The organism is Cellulomonas chengniuliangii (assembly GCF_024508335.1).
Lineage (GTDB): Bacteria > Actinomycetota > Actinomycetes > Actinomycetales > Cellulomonadaceae > Cellulomonas_A > Cellulomonas_A chengniuliangii.
This window is the reverse complement of sequence record NZ_CP101988.1, coordinates 772,936-791,250: the sequence shown is the minus strand read 5'-3', so window position 1 is coordinate 791,250 and position 18,315 is coordinate 772,936. Positions and strand designations below refer to the sequence as shown.

At 74.6% G+C, this 18,315-nt stretch carries 14 protein-coding genes and 1 pseudogene; 6 read left to right on the top strand and 9 right to left on the bottom strand.

What is annotated here, in order from left to right:
* Nucleotides 1-5: 5 nt before the first annotated feature.
* Genes NP064_RS03795 through galU form a run of 3 tightly spaced genes read right to left on the bottom strand, consistent with a single transcriptional unit; the run spans nt 6 to nt 2,789 of the window.
* Nucleotides 6-602, bottom strand: coding sequence for a GNAT family N-acetyltransferase (locus NP064_RS03795; protein ID WP_227567840.1), 597 nt, complete (start codon nt 600-602; stop codon nt 6-8).
* A complete protein-coding gene (locus tag NP064_RS03790) occupies nt 602-1,831 on the bottom strand; it encodes a molybdopterin molybdotransferase MoeA (protein WP_227567841.1) in 1,230 nt (409 codons plus the stop codon). Before NP064_RS03790 ends, NP064_RS03795 begins: the two co-directional genes overlap by 1 nt.
* Before the next feature lie 58 nt (nt 1,832-1,889).
* Complete coding sequence (gene galU, locus NP064_RS03785; protein ID WP_227567842.1) at nt 1,890-2,789, bottom strand: UTP--glucose-1-phosphate uridylyltransferase GalU; 900 nt, start codon at nt 2,787-2,789, stop codon at nt 1,890-1,892.
* Nucleotides 2,790-2,924: 135 nt separating this feature from the next.
* Here galU and NP064_RS03780 point away from each other — a divergent pair, with 135 nt between their 5' ends.
* A complete protein-coding gene (locus NP064_RS03780; RefSeq protein ID WP_227567843.1) occupies nt 2,925-3,581 on the top strand; it encodes a 5-formyltetrahydrofolate cyclo-ligase in 657 nt (218 codons plus the stop codon).
* A 28-nt stretch (nt 3,582-3,609) separates the two neighbouring features.
* Here the strand turns inward: NP064_RS03780 and NP064_RS03775 are convergent, their stop codons facing one another.
* Entirely contained in the window at nt 3,610-6,186 is a 2,577-nt protein-coding gene (locus NP064_RS03775) for a penicillin acylase family protein (protein WP_227567844.1), read from the bottom strand.
* Between the two features lie 126 nt (nt 6,187-6,312).
* Here NP064_RS03775 and NP064_RS16710 point away from each other — a divergent pair.
* Nucleotides 6,313-6,453, top strand: a pseudogene (locus NP064_RS16710) (FmdB family zinc ribbon protein); the annotation flags it as partial.
* Between the two features lie 14 nt (nt 6,454-6,467).
* Here NP064_RS16710 and NP064_RS16705 read toward each other — a convergent pair.
* Nucleotides 6,468-6,701 (bottom strand): hypothetical protein, encoded by a 234-nt coding sequence (locus tag NP064_RS16705; protein ID WP_308015290.1) that lies wholly within the window; start codon nt 6,699-6,701, stop codon nt 6,468-6,470.
* A gap of 128 nt (nt 6,702-6,829) precedes the next feature.
* Here NP064_RS16705 and NP064_RS03765 point away from each other — a divergent pair, with 128 nt between their 5' ends.
* Nucleotides 6,830-7,504, top strand: a complete 675-nt coding sequence (locus NP064_RS03765) for an RcpC/CpaB family pilus assembly protein (protein ID WP_227567846.1) — start codon at nt 6,830-6,832, stop codon at nt 7,502-7,504.
* Nucleotides 7,505-7,535: 31 nt separating this feature from the next.
* On the top strand, nt 7,536-7,973 hold the full coding sequence (mscL, locus tag NP064_RS03760; RefSeq protein ID WP_227567847.1) for a large conductance mechanosensitive channel protein MscL: 438 nt from the start codon (nt 7,536-7,538) through the stop codon (nt 7,971-7,973).
* 89 nt (nt 7,974-8,062) lie between these two features.
* On the opposite strand, the gene NP064_RS03755 is transcribed toward mscL, so the two are convergent.
* Nucleotides 8,063-8,251: a hypothetical protein gene (locus NP064_RS03755; RefSeq protein WP_227567848.1), complete on the bottom strand. Its 189-nt coding sequence runs from the start codon at nt 8,249-8,251 to the stop codon at nt 8,063-8,065.
* A 73-nt stretch (nt 8,252-8,324) separates the two neighbouring features.
* Complete coding sequence (locus tag NP064_RS03750; protein ID WP_227567849.1) at nt 8,325-12,878, bottom strand: hypothetical protein; 4,554 nt, start codon at nt 12,876-12,878, stop codon at nt 8,325-8,327.
* Nucleotides 12,879-13,426: 548 nt separating this feature from the next.
* Here NP064_RS03750 and NP064_RS03745 point away from each other — a divergent pair.
* The gene (locus tag NP064_RS03745; protein WP_227567850.1) at nt 13,427-14,227 is read left to right on the top strand and encodes an SRPBCC domain-containing protein; all 801 of its coding nucleotides are present in this window, start codon (nt 13,427-13,429) and stop codon (nt 14,225-14,227) included.
* 61 nt (nt 14,228-14,288) lie between these two features.
* Here the strand turns inward: NP064_RS03745 and NP064_RS03740 are convergent, their stop codons facing one another.
* Together NP064_RS03740 and NP064_RS03735 are read right to left on the bottom strand one after the other, a co-directional pair.
* The gene (locus NP064_RS03740) at nt 14,289-15,197 is read right to left on the bottom strand and encodes a hypothetical protein (RefSeq protein WP_227567851.1); all 909 of its coding nucleotides are present in this window, start codon (nt 15,195-15,197) and stop codon (nt 14,289-14,291) included.
* Nucleotides 15,198-15,252: 55 nt separating this feature from the next.
* The gene (locus NP064_RS03735; RefSeq protein WP_227567852.1) at nt 15,253-16,920 is read right to left on the bottom strand and encodes a CocE/NonD family hydrolase; all 1,668 of its coding nucleotides are present in this window, start codon (nt 16,918-16,920) and stop codon (nt 15,253-15,255) included.
* A 189-nt stretch (nt 16,921-17,109) separates the two neighbouring features.
* Between NP064_RS03735 and NP064_RS03730 the strand changes: the two genes are divergently transcribed.
* Complete coding sequence (locus NP064_RS03730; protein WP_227567853.1) at nt 17,110-18,120, top strand: LacI family DNA-binding transcriptional regulator; 1,011 nt, start codon at nt 17,110-17,112, stop codon at nt 18,118-18,120.
* Nucleotides 18,121-18,315: the final 195 nt, after the last annotated feature.

Below are 18,315 nucleotides of genomic sequence, written 5' to 3'. Positions count from 1 at the left end.
CTGGTTCAGCGTCGGCTGCGCCACCGGGCGAGGAGCCCACCGGGCGGCAGCTCGTCGACGGTCAGGGCGAACGACCGGTGGTCGCACCACTCGTCCCCGATGTGCAGGTACCGCTTGCGAACCCCCTCCTCGCGGAAGCCCAGCTTCTCCACGACCCGGAGCGACGGGAGGTTCTCCGGCCGGATGTTGACCTCGACGCGGTGCAGCCCGAGCACGCCGAAGCAGTGGTCGGCTGCCATCGCGACGGCTGTCGGCATGATGCCGCGCCCGGCCACGTGCCGCGACACCCAGTACCCGATCGAGGCCGAGCGCAGCGAGCCGTAGGCGATGCCCGAGACCGTGAGCTGGCCGACGAGCACGCCCTGGTGGTCGAGGGCGAAGGGGAGCGCCGACCCGGACCTCGCCTGGGCGTTGAGCGAGCGCACGAACTCCCCGAAGCTCGGGCGGGGCCCGCGCACGGGCACCGGCGATGTCGCGTCCCACGGCTCGAGCCAGGAGGCGTTCTGCGCGCGCAGGATCATCCACGCCTGGTTGTCGCGCCGTCGGAGCCGCCGCAGGCGGACGTCCCCCTCGGTGAGCACCACCGGCCAGCCCGGGGCCATCAGCCCTCCAGCACCAGGCAGTGCACCCGCTGCCCGGGATGCACGGCGAGGTCCTGCTCGCCGACCACGGCCAGGGCGTTCGCCCGGGACAGCGCGGTGACGGACGGCGTGCCTGGGTCCCCCACGGGCGTGACCTGGTAGCCCTCGTCCGGGGAGCCCACGACGAGCGCCGGGACGAACTGCCGCAGCCCTGGCGGCGAGCTCCACCCCTCGGTGGCCTCAGCCGTCACCGACGGGCGGAACAGGTCGGCGTGGCCGGCCATGGCCCGCAGCGCCGGGCGCACGAACACCTCGAAGGACACCTGGGCGGCCACGGGGTGGCCCTGCAGCGCGAAGATCGGCACCGCGCCGTCCCCGCCCAGCCCGGTCACCGTGCCGAAGCCGTGCCGGTGCCCCGGGGTCATCGCCACGTGGTCGAACCGCACCGTGCCGAGCGGCGCCAGGACGTCCTTGACCGTGTCATGCGCGTACTCGCTGAGCCCGCCCGTGGTGAGGATCAGGTCGGCGCGCACCAGCTGGTCCTCGAGGGCCTCGCGCAGCGTCGCACGGTCGTCGGAGACGATGCCGACCCGTCGCGCCGAGGCGCCCGCGTCCCGTACCGCCGTCTCGAGCGCGTGCCCGTCGGCCTCGTACACCGCGCCCTCACGGCGTGCCGAGCCCGGCTCGACCAGCTCGTCGCCGACGGACACGATCACCACACGCGGCGTGGGGTGCACTCGCAGCCGGCCATGGCCGAGCGTGGCGGCGAGCGCGAGCTGCCGCGCTCCGAGCCGGATGCCCTCCGCCAGCACCAGATCGCCCGCGCGGGCGTCCGAGCCCGGAAGCCGCACGTGCTGCCCGGGGTGGGCCGGGCGCTGCAGCGCCACCCTCGCCGCGCCGCGGTCGGTCTCCTCGACGGGCACCACGGCGTCGGCTCCCTGCGGCAGCCGCGCTCCGGAAGCGATGCGCACAGCCTGCCCGGGCGCCAGCCGCAGCGTCGACGGCGCAGCGACCACGACGTCGTGCGCGACCGGCAGCGTGCGGGTGCTCGTCGGGCCGGCGTCCGCCGTGTCGTAGGAGGCCACGGCATAGCCGTCACGGGCCGCGACGGGCGCGGGCGGCACATCGTGCTCCACGGTGACGTCGGTGGCGAGGATGCAGCCGACGGCATCGGCGAGGACGACGTCGAGCGGCGCGACGGGGCCGACCGAGCCCAGCACCGCGGCCAGATGGTCCTGGACGGATCTCATCTGCGCATTCTGCCTCGACGGCGGCCCCGAGAGGGCCCGGGGCCGCCGTCAATCACGCTCAGTCCTTGAGCGTGGGGGTGAAGTTGACCAGCCACTCGCGGAAGTCCGGGCCCAGGTCCTCGCGGTCTGAGGCGAGGCGCACCACGGCCTTCAGGTAGTCCAGCCGGTCCCCGGTGTCGTAGCGGCGACCGCGGAACACGACCCCGTAGACCCCGCCGCCCTGCTCCGCGGGCAGGTCCGCGAGCGTCGCGAGCGCGTCCGTCAGCTGGATCTCGCCGCCGCGGCCCGGCGCGGTGCGCTCGAGCACCTCGAAGACCGCCGGGCTCAGCACGTAGCGCCCGATCACCGCGAGGTTGCTCGGCGCGTCCTCGGCCGCTGGCTTCTCCACGAGCCCGGTCACCCGCACCTGGTCCTCGGGCCCGTCGGGCAGTGCCTCCACGGCCGCGGCGCCGTACAGCGAGATCTGGCTGGGCTCGACCTCGAGGAGGGCGACCACGGACCCTCCGGTGCGCTGCTGCAGCTCGATCATGGTGGGCAGCAGCGGGTCGCGCTCGTCGATCAGGTCGTCGCCCAGGAGCACCGCGAAAGGCTCGTCGCCGACGTGGTGCTTGGCCTGCAGCACCGCGTGGCCCAGGCCCTTGGGCTGGCCCTGCCGCACGAAGTGGACGTGGGCCAGCTCGCTCGAGCGGCGCACACCGTCCAGGCGCGCGTCGTCGCCCTTGGCCTCGAGGGCGCGCTCAACCTCGGGCGCCGAGTCGAAGTGGTCCTCGATGGACCCCTTGTTCCGCCCGATCACCAGGAGGACGTCGTCCAGGCCCGCCGCGGCGGCCTCTTCGACGACGTACTGGATCGCCGGCTTGTCGACGACCGGGAGCATCTCCTTGGGTGTCGACTTGGTGGCGGGCAGGAACCTGGTGCCGAGGCCTGCCGCGGGGATGACCGCTTTGTGGAGTGTCATGCCTGATCACGCTAGTGGCGGACGGCCAGATCGGCGCGCGACATTCGTCACATTCGCACGGTTCACCCCAGTTGTGCGTGAGACTTAGGCCACACGTGTCCGAGGTCCCAGATCACGTTTGCGAGAATGGTCCACATGCGCAGCGCTGCACAGCCGTATCCGCCCGCCTCCGACGGCCTGGAGGTCGAGGACCTCAAGGACTATCTGCGCAGGTCGATCCGGGCTGCTCGAGCCGCTCGGTCCCCCCGCCGCCGCGAGGAGGCGGCGGCGGCGCTGGCCTCGGTGGTGGACACCGTCCCCGAGGTCGCCGAGGCGCGGTGCGTGTCCGTCTACGCCGCACGGTCGACCGAGCCCGGCACCGGCCCGCTCCTTGAGCGGCTCGCCGCACGAGGCGTGCGCGTGCTGCTGCCCGTGCTCGGCGCGGGCCTGCAGCGCGACTGGGCCGAGTACGCCGGGGCGGAGGACCTGCGCCAGCGTGCTCCCGGCAGGCCGCCCGAGCCGAGCACCCCCGCGCTCGGCCCTGAGGCGATCGCGGACGCTGACGTGATCGTGGCGCCCGCCCTCGCGATCGACACGGCCGGCACCCGGCTCGGGCAGGGCGGCGGCTGGTATGACCGCGCGCTGCTGCACGCCCGGCCCGGCGTGCGGGTCATCGGCCTGGTCTTCCCCGAAGAGGTCTACGACGCCGGCACCCGGCCACTCCCCCGCCAGCCCCACGACCGCACGGTGGACACCGTGGCGACCCCGGGGGGCTGGCGATCGCTGCGCCCCGGCGACGCCCGGGCGGGCTGACCCGCGGTCGACGCCCGCCCGGGCCCGCTCAGTCCTTGCCGCGGGCGGGCGCCAAGGTCAGCCGGTCCGCGGCGGCCCCGTCGACGGCCTCGGCGGTGAACGGCCACGGGTAGCTGGAGCCCTCGGCCCACGCGCCGAGCTGGTCGGCGTAGTGCGCGCTCGCCGGGTGGCCTGACGCCCCGGTCAGCGTGACCCAAGTGCTCGAGTCCAGGTCGCCGAGGTCGACGACCATCCGCATGGACGGCGCCGCCCCCACCCCGTAAGACCCCGAGCCCGCGTCCCACGACGTCGCGTTGACGATCGAGGAGCCGCCGCTCACCTGCACCGGCCCCGGGTTGACCAGGCGGCGCACGATGGCCGGCATCGACTGGCCGCCCAGCGGGGAGTGCGTCGGCGCGGCGGTGTGCAGCCGGCCCCACGTCCACTCGCTCGCGTCCCGGCCCATCGCCACGGTGAGCTCGCGGCGCGCGGTGACGAGGGCGCGGGTCAGGATCTCGTCCCGGCCCTCGACGATGCCCACGGTGGTCCGGTCGTCCCACCACGGCGACTGCGGGTCGTCGAGCATCCCCGACACCACCGTCAGCCACCGCGAGCCGCCGCTCGGCTCGAAGCCGTCGGGCAGGTCGTCCCAGAAGGTCAGCCGCAGCACCGTGGACCACACCGACGCGAAGTACGCCGCGGCCGCGGAGTCCGCGTCCGAGCGCAGGTCCCAGCCGCGGAGCAGCTCCTGGCCGTCGTCGTCGAACGCGTCGTCGACGTTCATCTCGAGCAACGTGGGCACCAGGGCCTGCGCGAACGGGTTGAGGTCGTCGAGCTGCAGCTCCTCGGTGCTGGCGACGTCGATCTTCTTCCCGCCCTCGATCTGCGCGACCAGGCCGTCGCGGATCCGCTGGGAGCGGTAGCCGTAGTCGAAGTCGTTCGTCATGAACGGGCCGGCGCCGACGCCGGTCACGGCCTGGTTCGCCGCGACGATGTAGCCCTCTGCCGGATCGAGCGCGGCAGGCAGCTCCTCGGCAGGGACGTACCCCTGCCAGTCGTACGCGCTGTCCCATCCGGGCCGCGGCCACGAGCCGTCCGAGGGGAGCGCCGCGCCCACGACCTCGTTGCGGATCGGGACCAGACCGGGCGCCTGGTAGCCGATGTGCCCGTCGACGGTCGCGAACACGATGTTCTGCGCGGGCGCCGCGAACTGGGCGGCGGCCGCGGCGACGTCCTCCGCGTCCTTGGCCACGTTGAGGGCGAGCAGCGCGTCCACGGTGGCCGAGGGCTCGAGGGCCGTCCAGCGCAGGGCGACCTCGTAGTCGCCCCACGGGGTGTCCTCGGCAACCGGCGCCTGGTGGGCCTCTCCCACGTTCAGCACGTCGGAGATGATCGGGCCGTGGACGCTCTCGCGCACGGCCAGGTCGACGTCCTCCCCTCCGTTCACCTTGATGGTCTCCATCCGGATCTGGAGCGGCACCCGTTCGCCGTCGAGCAGCGTGGTGCGCTCGACCACGCGTTCCAGGAACAAATCAGTGACATCGGCTGCCATGTTGGTCAGCCCCCACGCGAGCTGCGCGTTGTGGCCGATGACCACGCCGGGCATGCCGGCGAACGAGAATCCCGACACGTCGTACGGGCACTCGTCGGAGACCTCGGCGCAGGTGAGCGAGATCTGGGACCAGATGCCCGGCGCCGAGATCCCCAGGTGCGGGTCGTTGGCCAGGATCGGGTTGCCGGAGGCGGTGTGGCTCCCGGCGACGACCCAGGAGTTCGAGCCGGTGCCCTCGCCGTCGGCGAGCAGCCGGGGGACGGCGGCCAGAGCGGCGTCGACGGAGGCGAGCGCGCGCTGCAGGCTCGCGTCGGCCAGGTCAAGGTCCCCGCCCTCGGCGGTCGCGCTGACCTGCTGAGCGGTCGACGCGTCGAGGATCGGGAGGTTCACCTGCTCCGGGTAGGCCGGGAACAGCTCCTCGACCCGGGCGACGTCGCCCACGCTCGCGTAGGCGGTGGCCCGCTCGATCTCCTCGGAGTAGTTGGACCGCAGGTCCCAGGCCATCGCCTTGAGCCACGCCAGGGAGTCGACCGGCGTCCACGGCTCCGGGTCGGCCACGTCGAGCCGCAGCCCGAGGATCGTGTACTCGACGGCGATCTCCCCGGGCTCGCGGTCGGCCAGGTACGCGTTGACGCCGTCCGCGTAGGCCTGCAGGCTGTCGCGCGTCGACTCGGAGAGGATGTCCCACTCCTGCTCGGCGACCCGGCGCCAGCCGAGCGTGCGGATCACCTTGTCGGCGTCCAGCGCCTGCTCGTCGGCGCCGACGAGCTCGGACAGCCGGCCCGCGGTGACATGGCGGCGGTAGTCCATCTCGAAGAACCGGTCCTGCGCGTGCACGAAGCCCTGCGCCCGGAACAGGTCGTCAGAGGTCTCCGCGGTGATGTGCGGGATGCCCTGCTCGTCACGCACCACCGTCACCGACCGGTCCAGGCCGGGGACCTCGACCTCTCCGGAGACCTGCGGCAACGGTCGGCGCACGAGCGACGCGGTCACGACGACCGTGGCGACGAGGGCGAGTGCGATGACCGTGGCGATGACGGCGAGGACGAGGCGGCGAGCACGACGACGGGGCACGGTGCGAGGGTAGCCGGTGGGCGACTGCGACGACCTGCCCCTGCGTCCGCGTAAGATTGGCACTCGAACTTGGAGAGTGCCAGCCGCTGACCGGCGGACGGCACGTCGGTCGACCGGGGAGAGACAGTGCCCACCTACGCCTACGCCTGCACCGAGTGCGGACACGCCTTCGACATCCAGCAGTCCTTCAGCGAGGACTCGCTGACCCGCTGCCCGGAGTGCGAGGGCCGCCTGCGCAAGGTCTTCTCGGCTGTCGGAGTGGTGTTCAAGGGCTCGGGCTTCTACCGCAACGACTCGCGCAGCACGAAGACCTCGTCGTCGCCCGCCAGCCCGTCGTCGTCGTCGAGCTCCGCGTCGAGCGATTCGAGCACGAGCACCTCGACGGCCCCCAGCACGTCGGGCTCGTCCACGTCCGGCGGCTCGTCGTCGGGCGGGTCGTCAAGCGCGTCGTCAAGCGGGTCGTCGTCGAGCGGGTCGTCGACGGGCGGCTCGTCGTCGGGCGCCGCGAAGGCCACCGCGTCGAAGCCCGCCGCCGCGAGCTGAACAGCCCCACCACCCGCCCACAGCCGGGAGACCCGCCGCGTCGCCCCGTGACGCGGCGAACCGTCACATCGGCGGCGACCTGCCCGCCTACCGTCCGGGCATGGCCACCTCACGACCGTTGACGCCTGCCCGCTCTCGGCCACGGTGGCTGCGCACCCGCGTGCTGCTGTGGCGGCTGCGCGTGCCGCTCGCCGCCCTGCTCGTGGGCGCGGCGGCGGCCGTGACAGTGAGCCAGCTCAGGCCGCCGCCGGTCGCCACCATCGCCGTGGTCGTCTCGGCCCGGGCACTGCACGCGGGCGCCGTGCTGGCGCCGGGAGACCTGCGCGCCGCGGAGCACCTCCCCGAGACCGCCCCCGGCGGCACGGCGGCCACCGCCGACGAGCTGGTGGGGCGGGTCCTCGCCGTGCCCGTGCCCGCGGGCCTGCCGCTCGTCGAGGGGGTGGTGGCGCCCACCGTCATCGCCGGCCCGCCGGGGACGGTCGTCGCGCCGGTGCGCTTCGCCGATCAGGGCGTGGCGGCGCTGCTGACCCCCGGCTCCCGCGTCGATGTGCTGGCGGCCGCGGGCGACGGCTCCGACCAGGACGGACGCTACCTCGCCCGCTCCGCCCTCGTCCTGGCGGCCGCGCCCATCGCCGCTGACGCCAGCGGACCGCTCGACCTGGCATCCAGCAACCCAGGGGCTCCCCCCGTGCTGCTCGCCGTGTCACCGGACGACGCCGCCGCGCTCGCCGGCGCCGGATCCTGGGCCTCGTTGAGCCCGGTCATCGTGCGATGATTCCGGCGCCCAGTTCCCAGCAGGAGGCGTCATGAAGAGTGTGCTGACCGGATTCAAGGACTTCGTGGCCCGTGGCAACGCCATCGAGCTCGCGGTGGCGGTGGTCATCGGCGCCGCGTTCAACACCTTCGTGTCGTCGCTGGTCGAGGGGTTCATCGGTCCGCTCATCGGCTCCATCTTCGGTGGGACCGACCTGAGCGGCCTGTGGAAGTTCACGATCCTCGGCGGCGAGTACAAGTTCGGACTGGTCGCCGACGCGGCGCTGCAGCTGCTCATCACCGCGGCGGCGCTGTACTTCGTCATCGTGCTGCCGCTCAACCACCTGGCCAAGCGGCGCCGAGCCGGGCTCGAGGACGAGCCCGCGGCGCCGCCCGAGGACCTGCTCGTGCTGCAGGAGATCCGTGACCTGCTCGCGCAGCGTGTCACGCCCGCGGTCCGTAACGACGCCGGGTCCGCGCCGCGGGCCTGACACGCCGGCCGCGGCCCGTGGTGCTGGGACCTCAGCGCACGGGCCGCGCGGTGGCCGCCACGGCGGGGGCGGACGCCCCGCGCGCTAGGTCACCAGTGCGGGGGGACGTCCCGGCGCAGGCGCTCGTCGTTGGAGTCCGAGCCGTCGCCCCACCCGGTGTCGGAGTCGTCGGCGCTGCGCTCGGGGATCAGTGGCGTGTCGTCGATGACCCGCCTCACCGGGGGCGGCTTCGGCGGGTCGACGGGTTCGCCCGAAGCGGGCGGGCTGCTCTGGTTCACCCGTCCATGATCTCACCGGCTCCCTGAGCGGCCGGAGCCCGCTGCCCGCCTGTCGCGGCCCGATACCGGTCGCTCAGCGCGGCGCGCGACGCACTGCGGAGGCGATCACCGCGTCCACCCGGGAGCTGCGGCGGGTGATGCCCAGCTCTGCGCGGACCTCGGCGGCCAGCTCGTCCCGGGAGCGCTCGGCGCCGTCCGAGACCAGCCAGGCCACGACCTCGTCGATCTCGTCGTCGCTGTACGCGCTGATCGGGAGCCCGCTGCGCACAGGCGGACGCGGACGCGCCCGCACCGGGAGCGCCGGCTGCTCCGCGCCGCCGCCGCCGGTTGTCGGGGCGCCGGACCCGTCGAGCCCCCACGTCACGGTGGGGCCCGGCGCCGCGCCGGCGGCCTCGGGGTGCTGCCCTGCGCCTGCCGTCGCGGGCCCCGCGGACGCGGCGGGGGCGGGATCCGCCACGACGGGGATGGCCCCGGTCAGCGAGTGCGGGTCGAGCACGAAAGGCAGGGCGCCCGTCTGCGGGGCGTACTCCACCACGCGTCCGACCGGCAGCCGCTGCGGGAGCGCCGCCTGGGCGACCGGCTCCACGGGCACCCGGGGCGCCTGGACGGGCGCGGGGCGGGAGGCCACCAGCCGCGCCTGGACGACCCGGCGGATGCGGTCCACCTCGGCCTGCGGATCGAGGAACGCGGCAGCCGACCAGACCTGCACCGTGCTCCAGCCCAGCCGCTCGAGGCGATCGGCGATCTGCCGGTCACGCACGCGCACGCTCTGCTCGGCGACATAGGCGTCATCGTCGGTGAGCACCGCCACCAGCATCTCCCCCGGCAGCTCGGGGTGTCCCACGACCAAGGGGATGCGGGTGCCGCCCGGCAGCCCGTGGTCCACCTCGACCAGCAGGCCATGACGCCACAACCGCTCGGCGAGGTCCAGCACCAGGCGGTCGGACTCGTTGAGGGCGGCTGCCGGCGCCGGGCGGGGGTTCGCCGGGGCGGCCACCGCCGCGTCGCGCGCCGTGGCGTCAGGCTGGAGGGCGGCCGGCTCGACCGAGGCGTGCTCGGCGCCGCCCGTCGACCCGTCAGCTCCCGGGCCTCCGGTCAGCGACGTGGTGTCGCCGCTGCCGCGTCGCGCGGCGAACTCGAGCAGGGCCAGCAGCAGCTGGGCGCCAGGCCCCCGAAGCCGGTCGCGGTCCAGGTCGTCGGCGCCGAAGCACGAGACGACGTGCAGCCGGTGCCGCGTGGCGCCCAGGGCGTCGAGCAGCAGGGCGTCGCCGCCGGGCGCGCTGATGGGCCCGAACCGGTGCAGCACCCGCCCGTGGGGCGTGCGGCCGTACCCGAGGGACAGCAGGACGGCGTCCCGGCGCAGGCCGGCCACCCCGGCCAGATCGGCGACGACGAACGGCTCGGGCCGTCGTGCGTCGAAGAACACCGCGAGGGCGGGGTTGTCCCGGACCTCGGCGAGCACCCGCTCCCGCACCTGCTCGGCGTGCAGCGGCGACGAGGTGATGACCGCGAGCGACTCGTCGGGGTGCATCAGCGCGTGGGTCAGCACGGCCTCGAGGACGTGCTCCACCTCGGCGCGGGTGCTGTCGACGGTGCCCGTCTTCGCGTCGGGCATGCCCGTCCCCTCCACCACGTCCAAGCGCACCAGGGGGGCGCTGTGCGGCAGCGGGGTGGGGCTGAGCACCCCGGCGTACCCGTGGTCGGCGAGGAACTGGGTCAGGTAGGGGTCGCGACGCGAGGCGTCGGCGCGCAGCGCGACGACCGGGAGCACGTCGGCGAGCTCCCGCACGGCGGTGCCGGAGGCGCAGCGCGCGTCGCCCACCACGACCACCTGCCGCCCGCGGGCGATCGCCGCGAGGGCGATCTCGATGGGCAGGTGCGCGGCCGCGTCGATGACCACCAGGTCCACGGTGCGCCCGGCGGGGAGCACCTGCGGCACCAGCATCGGCGCGGCGGCGAGCACTGGGCGCAGCTTGCGGACCAGGTCCGGGTAGCGCGCCACCGTGTCGCGCAGGCTCGTCATGCGGTCCCCGATGAGCTCGGCGAACAGCGACTCCGCCTGGTCGCGGTAGGCGCGCAGAGCTGCGGAGACGTGCCCGACGACGGCGCTGCGCACCGGGCCGGGCAGGCTGGCCACGTGCTCCCGGTCGAGCGCCGCGTACTCGGCGCTCAGGGCCCCGAGGGCCGCGCCGTCGTACCCGGCGAGGGCGGGGTCGGCGGTGAGGATGTGCTCGAAGACGGTGCTCCACCACGCGAGCTCGAGCTCAGGTCCCGCCATCGCGGGGTCCAGCCGGCGGGCGATGAAGTCCTCGACGAGCCCGCCCAGCCCTGCGCCCACGAGCTCGGCGAGCGTCGAGGTGCGCTCGGGCAGGGTCTCCAGCGCGGCCGCGTCGTCCTGCAGGCGCTGCAGGCGGTCCACGAGCTCGGCGAACGGGATCTCGGCCAGCCGTCCCCCGCCGGGGGTCGCTGCCAGCACCTGGTCGAGCGCCTCGATGTCGGCCAGCACGTCGCGCAGCTCGGCTTCCATGGTGGTCAAGCCCTCGGGCAGGCGGGGCCAGCCGCCGGCCGGGCAGTGCGCCTGCCAGATGTCACGCTGCACCTGGACTTCGATGAGCGCGCTGTGCAGGTCGGCGACCGGGCGGCCGGGCCGCACCATGTCGCGGGCCTGCTTGCGCAGCCGGCGCCGCAGCCAGAAGCCCATCGGCATCCCGCGGTCGGCGCGCCACTCCTTGGTGGCGGTGGCCGCGACCAGGTCGGCGGCGGTCCGCTCGAAGATCATCGGCTGGAACACGTCGAGGGCGCCACGGATGCCAGCGAGCATCACCAGCTGCTCGCCCCATGCCGTGAGCGAACCGGCCTCGAGCAGGCCGGTGGTGTCCGCCACCTCCCGCACACGCCGGGTGACGCCGGGCAGGCCGGTGGTCAGCAGCCGGTCGAGGCGCGCCAGGGTCTGGGCGGCGGCCTCGGCGGTGCGCAGGTCGGCGCTGTACCAGGGGGTGTCGGTGGGCCGCAGCGTGAAGGCCCCGAGCCGGGCGGCCCGTTCCAGCGTGCTGGCGAGCTGCTCGCGACGCGGCGCGTCGAGCGCCCGGGCGACCTCCACCGGCAGCCGCACCCGCGTGCGCGGGGCGGGGCGGGTGGCCGTCAGCCGGGCAAGGGCCTGCTGCGCGTCGTAGGCCGACGCGCCCCAGGGCAGCCGAGCGGCGTGCAGCGCGTCCACGTAGGCGCGCAGCTGCTCGCGGTGCGCGACGAGGTCGCGCCGGAGGGCGCTGAGCCGCGCGGTGTCGATCGGGTCGGCCCCGAGGGTCATGGCCGCGAGCAGGCGCCGACCGGCAGCGGTGCGCCACCCCGCCTCGGGCGCCACGTCGAGCAGCAGGTCGCTCAGGCCCAGCTCGTCCAGGCGCCCGCTGAGCGCGGCGGCGGCCCGCCGGTGCCCGGGGACGTACAGCACCGACCGCCCGGAGGCGGCCGCGTCGGCGACCACCGCGGCGAGGGTCCCCGTGACGTCGCAGCCGGTGGGGGCGTCGATGAAGAGGTGCTCCCCTGTGGCGAGCACGTCGAGCACGTGCTGCTGCGCCGGGTCGAGGTCGCCGACGCCGCGCTCCAGGTCGGGGTCGCGATCGCCGCGCACGGGATCCGGCAGCGGCCGGGCGAGCCGGACCCGCGCGTCGGGGACCCCGGCGAGCGCCGCGACGACCTCGTGCCGGTCGAGCGTGCCAGCCAGGCTGTCGAGATCGTCCACGAGCACCTGGCCGGGATGCACGAACGTGCCCACGACGAGGCTCTCGTCGAGCCGGAAGTCCTCCAGCACGGCCTCGCCCAGCGACATCAGGCGCTGCAGCGCCGGTCGCGGCTCGAAGCCCGTGCCGGTGAAGGCGCCGCGTGCCACGGCGCCGGGGTCGAGCAGCGCGCCGCGGCTGCGCAACGCCCGGGCGATCACGGGGTTCACCTCGAGCGACGGCTCGAGCGTGAGCTCGTAGTCGCTCTCGCCGCTGCCCCGGGCGCGGAGCGACACGGGCCGGAGCAGGACCGGTGCCCGGACCGTGCGGGCGGTGGGCGCGCCCTCCTCCCCCTCGGCATGGTCGGAGCGCGGAGCGGGGACGTGGGGGCGGGTGACCGCGGCGAGGGCCGCGACGTCGTCCGCGGCAATGTCAGGGGTGGTGCGCTCGGTCCACGTCGCGACGCCTATGGCCAGGTACGTCGGGGCGATGCCGTACCGCTGGGCGTACCGCTCGGCCCGCGCGCTGACCGCGCGGGCCCGCCGCTTGGCGCTGGCGAGGGCTCCGCCCTCGCGCACGAGGTTGGACAGGCGCGTCTCACGTCCGGCGAACAGCTGGGCGATGCCGGACGGGTGGGCTGCCGAGAGGTCGAGCGCGGCGTCGCCGAGCAGGTCGACGTCGACCAGCGTGGATCCGCCCGCGGCTTCGACGAGCGCGGCGCGCCACGCGGCGAGCGCGCTGCCGAGCAGCTCGGCGGCGGTGGAGGGCTCGACCACCGCGGGCCCCGGCGCCGAGGGCTGGGCAGGCACGCCGAGGCGCGGGGCAGCGTCGGATGAGGCAGGGTTCGGGGTCGCGTCGACGGCGGGATCCACGTCGGGTCCCGAGCCGGGTGCGCGCGCGGGAACGTTCACCCGCCGAACGCTAATGCCCTGCGGCCTCGATGGCCCTGCGGGCGCGCCGGGACCGCGCGCACAGCGAGATACGCCACAGCCACGAAGACTGGGGAGGGAGGAGAGAAGGAGCGCTCGAACCCGAGATCGGGGAGCTGTCACGGGTCCTCGGGCGGGGGCTTCTCAGCCGCCCGCCCGAGCCCGGACGAAGAACAGTGCGCACCGCGCAGGGGGCAGGCGATGCGCACTGTCGAGTACCAGTGTGCCTCGCGCGAGCGGCGCTGGTCAAATGTCCAGGGAGGCGCATCTGGGTGATGAGACGGCCGATAAAGGCGGTGAAAACGGGATAGTCACGCGGAATCCGGCGATGTGCGCGGCACTTTCGCACGCATCCGAGGGCGCCTCCGCGCGGGCCCGGCACGGCGTCCTCGACGGTGGGCCATGGCCTTCATCACATCCTCGTGTCTCAGGCCCCGAGCCTCGCGTCGACGAGGTCCCGCTCGACGGCCGACAGGCTCGAGGTGACGATGAGAGGGACGGCAGCACCGGCGCGACACGAGGGCGGGGCCATGCACGAGGCACGCGCGGACATCCACATCAATGCGGCACCGGAGGCGGTCTGGCGGGCGCTCACCGACCCGGCGCTGGTGCGGCAGTACTTCTTCGGCACCGAGCTCACCACCGACTGGCGGGTCGGCAGCCCGATCCGCTACCAGGGCGAGTGGCAAGGACAGGCCTATGAGGACCGTGGCGTCGTCCTCGAGGCCGACCGGCCCCGGCTCATCGTGACCGACTTCTTCAGCCCGTCCTCGGGGCTGCCCGACGAGCCGGAGAACCACCAGACCGTCACCTACGAGGTCGAGGCTGAGGACGGCGGCAGCCGTGTCACCGTGGTCCAGGACGGCAACCGCGACGAGAGCGGCGCCCAGCACGCCGCCGCCAACTGGCACATGATGCTCGACGGGCTCGCGGCGCTCGCCCCCACCGTCGACACGGTCGTCGCCCGGTTCGACGTGGACGGGTGGGACCCCGCCGCTCTCGGCGGGATCGTCGGCGACTGGCTCGACGCCGTGGTGATGCACAAGACGTACACCGCGGGCATCCTCGGCACGAGCGTCGCGCACTTCCTCTCCTCGGGCGAGGAGGAGGGCCGCCGCGGCTACCTCGCCGCCGAGCGCATCGACGGCGTGCTCGACGACGGCAGGACGGGCGCGTTCACCGTGCACCACGGCGGGCTCGAGCTCGGCAACGCCAGCGCGTTCGCGCATGTGGTGCCGGGGTCGGGGACCGGCGACCTTGTGGGGCTCACGGGGAGCGGGCGCATCGAGCACGACGACGCTGGCCCGTACTTCGTGCTCGACTTCGACTGAGGACGTGACGCTGGCTTGCCGTCGGTTGGCCGGGCGCGCGTGATGCGCCTGCCGCGCGAGGTCACGACGCGTCAGCCCAGCGCATCACGCGGAGCGCGCGCAGGGTGATCCAGCGGCTCGGCTGCCCCTCGGCCTCGCCCAGGTCGACGTGCAAGGCCGAGTGATAGGCGTGCTCGAGCGGCCACCAGCCCTGCGGGTCGCCCTTCGACGCGAGGATGTCGATCGCCTCGGTCATCCGCTCGTCCGGCGCGGAGCGCGTCTGCCGCAGGTAGTCGAGCACCCGGCCGACTTCGTAGTGCCAGCTGTTGGGGAACCCGACCGCCAGCCAGCGGGCCTGCGGGATCTGCCCGTCGGACAGGCGGCGCAGCAGCCGTCTGTCGAGCAGGTACTCCTCGCCGCGCAGCCGGGCGGCAGCGACGTCGGGGTCCGGCCCGGTCGAGCGCTCGAACTCGAGCAGCCCTTCGAGCACGTTGAGTGTCGTGTCGAACGAGCCGCGCGTCGAGCCCCTCTCCTGCTCGCAGTTCCACCCGCCGTCGGCCATCTGCTCGCCCAACAGCCGGTCGACGATGCCACGGACGTCCTGGCCGAAGTACGAGCCGATGGCCACGGCGCGGCCGTTGATGCAGGGCTCCACCTCGCCGTCGAAGAAGCGCATGCCCGGGTCGTACTCCCAGCGGGCAGCCTCGTGGACCGGCGCGATGGCCCGCCGCGCCTCGTCGGAGGCGGGGTCCAGGCCGAACCGGTACAGCAGGCGCAGCGACGACTCGGTCGAGGTCCACTCGGGGAAGAACGTGCCACCTCCCCACCGCCCGTCCGGCTCTTGGGCGGCGAGCAGCTGCGCACCCCACCCCTCACGCGCGACGCGCGACCGCTCGGCCGCGACCTCCTCCGCTGGCGCGTCCGTCAGGTCGCGCAGCACCTGCCAACGGAGAGCCGGGTCGGAGTCGAGCAGCCAGCCCATGACGTCCATGCAGAGATCCTGCACCCGGGATCCGACATTCGCCGGGATCGGGGGCGACGCGCGATCAGGGCGCGACAGGCAGGACGATCCGCGATGCGTGGCGGCCGTCGTGGCGCACCTGCTGATGTGCCACCCGGAACGCCGATCGGGCGGTGACGCCGGTTCCCTCGCCCGTCCCCGGATTCGGGTCGAAGCGGGGGAAGTTGGAGCTCGAGACGTCCACCCGGAGCCGGTGGCCGGCGAGGAACGTGTGCGCGGTGGCGCCGAGGTCCACGGCGACCTCCCGCACCTCGCCGGGTGGGACCAGCTCTCCGAGCACCTCGCGGGCCCGGGAGATGCCGTCCAGCACGGGGAGCGCCGTGCCGTCGGGGTGCACGTCGACCAGCTTGGCCGCCCAGTCGGCGTCCAGCGCGTCGGTGGCCGCGCACAGGTGCGCGACAACGTCCCCGATGACGGTGAGGTCGGCGGCGAGGGGCGCGGACACGAAACGCAGCACGTCGGCCCGGCCATCGAGGGGGCGCTGGTCCCAGGGCCCGGTGGCCCGCGCAGCGTCGCCGCGGGGGAACAGGTTGGGGCCGCCGATCGTCGGCACCGGGTCGGCCGGGTCGTGGACGAACGTGGAGGGCTCCGCCTCGCCGTGGACGGGATCGGGCTGCAGCGTCCCACCGGGGGCCAGGTGCCATGGCGTCGGGACCGTGTCTGCGGGGGGCCACTCAGCAAGGTCGCGCCACGTGTTCTCGCCCATGACGAACACGCGGACCCGCGGACCGGTCACCGCGCCGAGGGCGGGCGTGGCGTCGGCGGGGGGCGCGGTGGCGTGCTCCACCAGGAACTCGACGGCCTCCGCGCCCAGCTCCTCGGCGCCACGGGCGGCAGCGCGCCCGTAGTCGACCTCCCCCATCGCCTGCGCGGGGGCGCCATGGCCCCAGGGACCCACGACGAGCCGTGACCCCGGGTGCTGCGCCTCGGCGAACTGCCGCAGCGTGAGGTCCCGGAAGATGTCGTGCCACCCCGCGACGAACAGCGTCGGCACGGCGGGCCGGGGTGGCAGCGCCCACTGCCCCCACCACGGGTCGCTGGCCGGGTGGGTCATCCACTCCTGCCACGCCGGGAACCGCCGGGCGAGCAACGGCAGGCCGGCGAGCGGCGCCGTCCGGGCGGCGGCGTCGGGGTCGGCCGCGAGCGCCTCCCACTCCTCGAGCTCGGCCGTGACGTCCTCGCCGCGTGCGGCGGCGCGCATCAACTCCCCGCGCGTCATCGCCGTGGCCCAGCCGAGCGCGGAGCCCAGCACGACGGCCCCACCCCGGTAGATGATCTCGACCGGGTCGCCGGGGCACACGCCCAGGTGCATCGCACGCAGCGCGGGGTGGCCGGTGGACGCCAGGTACAGCTGGGCCTGCGCCAGGTAGGAGCGCCCCCAGCCGACCACCGCCCCGCTGGCCCACGGCTGGCGCGCGCACCAGTCGACCACCGCGTGCGCGTCCTCGGCATGCCGCGCCCACGGCACGAACACGCCCTCCGAGGCGCCGGTGCCGCGCAGGGCCACGACGACCACCGCGAGGCCGCGGGCCACCAGCTCGGACTCCCCCATCTCCTGCCGGGCCGCGTCCACGGGGTACGGGGTGAGGGCCAGCACGACCGGCGCGGGTCGCGTGGTCTCCGGCCGGTGGACCGTGGCGCGCAGGGTGGTCCCATCGGGCAGCGTGATGGGCTCGTGCTGGACCTGGCTCATGGGGCTCCTTCGTCGCGCGCTTGTCTATCTGCACAGGTGCGGCGCCGCAACGACGCGCGCCGAGATGACCCTGGTGGGAAGGCCGCGCGGCTGGAACAGTGGCCCACCGAAGAGGCGCGCCGACCGCGCCCGGAGCCTGGGAGGCGCGCGGTGGAACCGCCGGTGGGCAAGCGCAGGCGCATGGCGACCATGAGCGACGTCGCGCGGCTCGCGGGCGTCTCCACCATGACGGTGTCGAACGTGCTCAACGACCGGCCTCGGGTGGGCGACGAGACGCGTTCGCGCGTGCTGACGGCGGTCGACGAGCTGGGCTACGAGGTGAACCTGACCGCCCGCCGGCTGCGCGCCGGCCGGGTCGACACCGTCGCCCTCATCGTGCCGAGCTTCGACCACGCGTACTTCGCCGAGTTGGCGGCGGGCTTCGCGACGGAGTTCGCCCGTCACGGCCGGCACCTGGTCGTCACACAGTCGGGCGCCAGCCGGGAGGGCGAGCTGTCGGCGTTGTCGCAGGCCCGGCTCGGGCTGTATGACGGAGTCATTCTCAGCGCAGTGGGCCTGGCGTACGAGGAGGTCGACGCGCTGCGCAGCGCCCAGCCGCTGCTGCTGCTCGGCGAGCAGCCCGTGCCGCCCCGCTTCGACCACGTGTGCATCGCGAACTCGGAGGGGGCGCGCCTGGCGGTGCGGCATCTGCTGGACCGCGGGGCCCGGCGGGTCGCCGTCGCGGGCGGGGTGGCGGTGGGCCGCGGTGACGGCGCCCCCGAGCCGGACTCGATGGCAGGGCTGCGCACGCAGGGGTGGTACTCCGCGCACGAGGAGACGGGGGTCGTCCCGGACGAGCGGCTGCTGCTGGGCGGGGCCCGGTACGCGGCGGCCGACGCCCGTCGCGCCGTGGCGGGGGCGCTGGCGGACGGGCTCGTGTTCGACGCCGTCTTCGCGATCACCGACGAGATCGCCCACGGCGTCCTCGCGGCCCTGCACGACGCGGGGCTGCGCGTGCCGCAGGACGTCGCCGTGGTGGGCTTCGACGACCTGCGGATGAGCGAGTTCGCGACCCCGGCGCTGTCCTCGGTGAACGTGAGCCGCGACTGGATCGTGCGGCACGCGGTGTCCGTGATCGAGCGCAGGATCTCCGGTGACGACGGGGAGCCGGTGCGGTTGACGGCGCCGGTGGGCTTGGTGGTGCGCGGCTCGAGCGCCTGACCGTGGCTTCACCGGCGCCGCGGGGAGGAAACGTTTCACGGCTGGAAGCGCGCCGAGCGCGGCGCCAATGTGAGCGCTCACACGGCTATCGAGATCGTCTCCTCCACGCACCACCGCAGCCGTGCGGGCGGTCGACGACGACGCCCGCACGCGACGGTCCCACCGGCGGGCATGAGCGTGCCGCGCCGGCGCCCG

What these genes read in the sequence shown, in the direction of transcription:
- NP064_RS03795 (WP_227567840.1), bottom strand. Translation starts at nt 602, where the DNA reads ATGGCCCCGGGCTGGCCGGTGGTGCTCACCGAGGGGGACGTCCGCCTG.
- NP064_RS03790 (WP_227567841.1), bottom strand. Translation starts at nt 1,831, where the DNA reads ATGAGATCCGTCCAGGACCATCTGGCCGCGGTGCTGGGCTCGGTCGGC.
- galU (WP_227567842.1), bottom strand. Translation starts at nt 2,789, where the DNA reads ATGACACTCCACAAAGCGGTCATCCCCGCGGCAGGCCTCGGCACCAGG.
- NP064_RS03780 (WP_227567843.1), top strand. Translation starts at nt 2,925, where the DNA reads ATGCGCAGCGCTGCACAGCCGTATCCGCCCGCCTCCGACGGCCTGGAG.
- NP064_RS03765 (WP_227567846.1), top strand. Translation starts at nt 6,830, where the DNA reads ATGGCCACCTCACGACCGTTGACGCCTGCCCGCTCTCGGCCACGGTGG.
- mscL (WP_227567847.1), top strand. Translation starts at nt 7,536, where the DNA reads ATGAAGAGTGTGCTGACCGGATTCAAGGACTTCGTGGCCCGTGGCAAC.
- NP064_RS03745 (WP_227567850.1), top strand. Translation starts at nt 13,427, where the DNA reads ATGCACGAGGCACGCGCGGACATCCACATCAATGCGGCACCGGAGGCG.
- NP064_RS03740 (WP_227567851.1), bottom strand. Translation starts at nt 15,197, where the DNA reads ATGGACGTCATGGGCTGGCTGCTCGACTCCGACCCGGCTCTCCGTTGG.
- NP064_RS03735 (WP_227567852.1), bottom strand. Translation starts at nt 16,920, where the DNA reads ATGAGCCAGGTCCAGCACGAGCCCATCACGCTGCCCGATGGGACCACC.
- NP064_RS03730 (WP_227567853.1), top strand. Translation starts at nt 17,110, where the DNA reads ATGAGCGACGTCGCGCGGCTCGCGGGCGTCTCCACCATGACGGTGTCG.